Below are 4,644 nucleotides of genomic sequence, written 5' to 3'. Positions count from 1 at the left end.
ACCAGGGGCTTGACCCCGTCGCGAACTGTTCGCGCATTGCTCGCCGATGTTCGCCGGACGCCGGTGGAGCCTGGGGGGTCGAGATGGCGACGAGGGCGTGGCGGTAGGTCTTGATCAGTCGGTGTGCTGTAGATGCCGGGGTTTCACCACCGTGCATGCGGTCGTGGGTCTTTTGTTCTGTGGGGGAGGGGCCGGACCAGTCGATCCGGGACAGTCGGTATGCCACCAGCCGCAGCGGTGCGGTCATCGCTTCGGCTGTCGGCCAGGTCCACCCGCGAGCGGTGCCGTCGTGGTTCAGGGCGTGGGCGATGTCGATGCCTGTCCAGCGGTCGGTGTCGATTCCGGCCTCGAGCAGGAGGTCGCAGACCGATCCGATGTGCCCTCGGCGCCTGCCGGTTGCGTCGTCGATGCCGAGGATCGTGCGTAGCGCGGGGATGCGGTCGACGAGTTGGGCGGCTGCTCGTTGGAGGGCTAGGGGTCGGGGCGTGGTCGGTGTCGAGTTCTGTTCGCCTGCGCGTGTGCGCGCTTGGTGATCTTTCCTGGCGGAAAGACACAACGATAAAGAACCACTAGGGGATTGGGGTGCGGAAGTCGGTGAGCTGCGTTGGGTTGGCGAAATAGACCGGGTGGCAGAGGTTCCGCTCTTGGGGGCGGAGTGTGTCGTTCGTTGCCGCGGCCCTCGCCGTGGCTGCTTGCGTGGTGTCGGCGGTGCGGGCATGGTCTCGACGGCCCATGCGGGTGCGGAGAGTGCCCATACGCTGGCCGCGCCGATCTGCGGACGGCATGGGGGTTGTCCGTGGGCATGTGTGTGCAGGCGGGCTGCGGCTTCGCGCTCGCCGCTGTTGAGTTTCTTGCCGCGGGCGAGTTCGACGCCGAGGTCGAGTGTTCTGAGTGCGCGTCGACCGCGTTTGAGCTGGTCCATCGAGAGCTTGTCTTTGGTGGCGAGAGTAGCCAGGGAGGCGCAGACGTGGCGGCCGGTGGCCGATTCGGCGTAGTGGGCGTGCGCGGCGCAGACCCGCAGGAACGTCTGGGCGGCGATGCCGTGGTGTGTGAGGGCGGTGCGTCCGCGTTCGGTGTGGGTGACGATCCATTCGCACAAGGTCAGCCAGTAGCGGCGGCTGTGCCAGGTCGGGACACGCGCGTATGCGCCGGCAGGGACAGGTAGGGAGAGTGCGGCGCCGGTTCCGGAAGGTTGGGCGTCGAGCAGGTCGCGGACCGCGTCCTCGTCGGGATGGTCCTGCGTTTCGGCGGCTTCCATTGCGGCGACGTTCGCGACGGCGGCAGCGACGATCGTGTCCCATTCGGCGTCGGTGAACGGCTGCGGAAGTGGGAGGTCGGAATCATCGATGTTGGTCGACGCGCCGAGGATGGAAGTTGAGGTGGTTGGGCGTGTTTCAGGGTGTGCGCTACCCTGAGACGTACCTGGCATGGTAAGTCCCTTCGGGGAAGCAGTAACTCAAGAGTTTTCGAAGCGGCAAACTTCGGAGACTCACCCAGAGCGTGATCGTCCTGGCAGACGTTCTCGCTCGAACAGTGAAGGATCCTTCGAGGTCCTTCAGTGGATGTCCTCCTGAGACCCACCCCCTTTCCGGGGGGTGGGTTTCTCTTTTTCGTTGAGGCACTGCGCTGTTGAGTTGTCGGAGTGGTCGGTCCGGGTTACTGGCTTATCAATGTGTCTCCTTGGTGCCCGGCCCTGGGGTGAATCCGTATTGGAGTGTGCGAGCTCGGGATGGAAAGCTGCGCAGGGGCAGAGATACGGGGCGCGAAGCTCACCGACGGGGTTATGAACCCGGGGGCAGCACGAGCGACTGAGCAAAGAGGGCGACCTGCCGGATCTGCTCGATTGAGGCTGTCTCCGGGTCGGAGGCAACGAGCCCGACCGTGTCGGCGAACGCCACGAATCCTCCGACTGTAGGGCGTGTGGGGGACAGCGTCACCGGTCCGTACCGTTCGACCAGCTCGTCGAGGTCCAGCACCGCGGGATTAGCGGTCCCGCGGACGAGTCGGGCTTTGAGCGTGCTGTCGAGGGCGAGGATTGCCCATGCGCGGCCGTCACGATCAACGGCTACCGAGCTCACGCGACGTTCCGATGAATCGCGGTGGGTGGGGCCACACGGTGTTCCCAGGCGGTGTACGCGTCGCGCGCGAAGGACATCGTGATCGAGGGCTCGTGCTCGTGCCCGATGGCGTCGAGTACTCCGAGGATGGCTTCGAGACCGCCGAAGGTGTGGCCGGCGAGATGATCGAGCGCGTCGGTGCAGGTGTCGGCGACGGCGCTCCACGCGATGTCGAGACCGGGGGAGTGGGCGGCGGTGCGGGCTGTGCGCGCGATGTCAGTGACGGCGTGCCATTGATCGATCGTCGCGGTGTCGGTGGCGGTGTCCCGGCAGGCGGCGGCGATCTGGTCGGCCGCCAGGCGCGGGAACCCGTCGATGGCAGCGACCAGCCCCCAGGTGCGGTTGGCGTAGAGGTCGGCGAACCACTGCCAGCGGTCTGCATCGGGGTGGTCGTCGCCGGCCGGTGCCTCGATGACGCCCTGGGCGATGGCTTCGAACAGGTTCAGGTGCGGGCTGGGCTTCATGCCACTGCTCCCTTGAACAGCGTGAGTTGTCCGCCGGTGGGGGACGCTGGAACCTCCTGCACGGGGGTAGAAGGGGACGCAGTCCGGTTCGTCGCTGCACGTCGGGTCGGTCGGCGTTTCGGTTTGGGCTTTCGACGTTTGGTCTTGGCTCCGCACCGGTCGGCGTAGGCATCGAACATCTCGGGAGCGATCTCGTCGCCTTTACCGGAGAACAGTCGCCCCGCGAGGATCTGATCGCGGATCTTCTCCCCGCTGGCCAGCCTCCGGTCGAGCTCTTTAGTGCATGAGGTGAGCAGCGGGCACTGGGCGCATGCAGCGACGGCCTGCCGCCACGGGGCGGATTTGTTGCCGCTCACCGTCCACACCTGTCCTTTGCCGGAACACAGACCTTGACCTGCGCGGACCTCGCTCATCGGAGCTTTGAAGCGGGATTCGAGCTCGATGGCGATACGGCGCGAAGTGGGGCATACGCGCACGGCGGGGGTGTAGACGAATCCGCATCGTCGGCACCGTCCGGTACCGCAATGTTCCCGCTCGAGCGCGCGGAGCTGGTTCGTCGAATAGTCGCTGAACGATCGCGTGTGGGCGCGTCCAATAAGCGTGCGCAACGCCGCGACGACGGGCAGGCACAGCGGCCGGTCCGTGGAGTAGGTGAACCCGCACGACGAACATGCGGTGCCCTCCGGATCAGGCAGGTGCTCAGCGAGGACGTAGTGGGGATCCTTGCTGCCAAGAATTGTGTCGTGAGTCTCTCCGTCAGGACGCGTGGGACTCTCTGCTACTAGGCGTATCTGCCCAGCACCAACTAACCTGTGCATCGCAGGCTCCATATCTGCAATCGAGGCCACGGGCTGCTAACCCGTGTGTCTCTGGCTTGTTCGACTGCTGTAACAGTCGGCTTGCTATTGGACGGTCCCTCAGCTGCTGCTAACAGCTGGGGGACCGTTCGCATTCAGTGGCTACTTCACTCCTTCCATATTATCCATCTATACAAACGATCTATTCAAATCCATATGCGCGCATCGTATCGAGGGAGTTGCACAGTGTCTAGCGATGACGACTTCACGAGGAGGGTTCGGACGGTGAGCCGACGGGTAATGCGTGGCTTCAGTCCCGACGCTCTGCGTCAGGCGCGCCTCAACGCCGGCTTGTCGCAGACGGAGATCGCGCGGGTCGCGAAGGTGGGTACCGGGACCGTCCGCCGCTGGGAAATGGGCGAGTCCTCCCCGCAGGTCGATTTGCTCGCTCGGGTTGTCGAAGTGCTTGGGGTGACGATCGCGGACGTGGTGAAAGTGCCCGAGGCCGAGCGCTACCCGGGTGACTGGCGTGTGCTGCTGGGTCTGACGCAGCCGCAACTCGGTGCCAAAGCTGGTGTTACCACTCAGATCGTGAGCTGCGTGGAACGTGGTGTGATTTCGCTTTCCGACAACGTCGGCGAAAGGCTCTCTGCAGCGTTGGGGATTTCGGAGGACGAACTGCGAGCGGCGCACGAACGCGCTCGAAACAGGCCGCTCGGCGAGCCTTCGTAGGTCTTTCGCCCGCGGACGTCTTGTACGTCTTTCGTCGTCGGTGCTCGCGGTCTGCATGTCGTCTCCGATTCCGGGTAGCTGGAAGCAGACCTCACGATTTTCGTGGGCCTACTGCTTCCAGGCGGGAATCACTCACCGACCGGCGCGAGCACGAAGGAGGCACTCCCCCGAGCACAAGAGAACTTACCCAGGTGGGACGGCCGAGGCAAAGTGTGTGCCGCAAATCACTGTAACGCTCGATGTTTGGATGTATCGGCGTGGGAGAGCTCCCCGTATCTCGTGCTCGGCAGGGTTGTTCGAGCGAGCCAGGGCAAAGGGCGCCATCGCACTCTCCCTCCCATGCAGAGTTCGGACCCGCTCAGGCCAGTGGCAACAACACCCGCAACGGTTGAACGGGCCGAAGGTGCCTGAGGTGCCGGTAGATTGCTCCTGTTGCTGATCTGGTAACCACGGGTGAATAGTGGCTGTGCACCGCGGGATTCATAGCCAACTCAGCAGCGGGATGAAGTCATATTGATCCCTCCCGGGATTTCC

General features: G+C 64.5%; 5 protein-coding genes. 1 reads left to right on the top strand and 4 read right to left on the bottom strand.

Features of this window, described 5'->3' with window-relative positions:
• The 4 genes from A8G15_RS30935 to A8G15_RS30280 all read right to left on the bottom strand — a co-directional run.
• The coding region (locus A8G15_RS30935) for a hypothetical protein (RefSeq protein ID WP_156665623.1) at positions 1 to 1,429 on the bottom strand (1,429 nt) is incomplete at its 3' end.
• Positions 1,430 to 1,781: 352 nt separating this feature from the next.
• Entirely contained in the window at positions 1,782 to 2,078 is a 297-nt protein-coding gene (locus A8G15_RS28705; protein ID WP_068166602.1) for a hypothetical protein, read from the bottom strand.
• Positions 2,075 to 2,581, bottom strand: coding sequence for a hypothetical protein (locus tag A8G15_RS28700; protein WP_068166601.1), 507 nt, complete (start codon positions 2,579 to 2,581; stop codon positions 2,075 to 2,077). Before A8G15_RS28700 ends, A8G15_RS28705 begins: the two co-directional genes overlap by 4 nt.
• Complete coding sequence (locus tag A8G15_RS30280) at positions 2,578 to 2,937, bottom strand: hypothetical protein (protein ID WP_211270267.1); 360 nt, start codon at positions 2,935 to 2,937, stop codon at positions 2,578 to 2,580. The genes A8G15_RS28700 and A8G15_RS30280 overlap by 4 nt, the downstream gene beginning before the upstream one ends.
• A 741-nt stretch (positions 2,938 to 3,678) precedes the next feature.
• Between A8G15_RS30280 and A8G15_RS28695 the strand changes: the two genes are divergently transcribed.
• Entirely contained in the window at positions 3,679 to 4,110 is a 432-nt protein-coding gene (locus A8G15_RS28695) for a helix-turn-helix domain-containing protein (RefSeq protein WP_068166605.1), read from the top strand.
• The last annotated feature ends 534 nt before the right edge of the window (positions 4,111 to 4,644 follow it).

Origin of the sequence: Rhodococcus phenolicus, from assembly GCF_001646785.1 — a bacterium.
GTDB classification, from domain to species: domain Bacteria; phylum Actinomycetota; class Actinomycetes; order Mycobacteriales; family Mycobacteriaceae; genus Rhodococcus; species Rhodococcus phenolicus.
The sequence above is the reverse complement of the archived record's forward strand: the minus strand, read 5'-3'. Positions and strand labels throughout refer to the sequence as shown.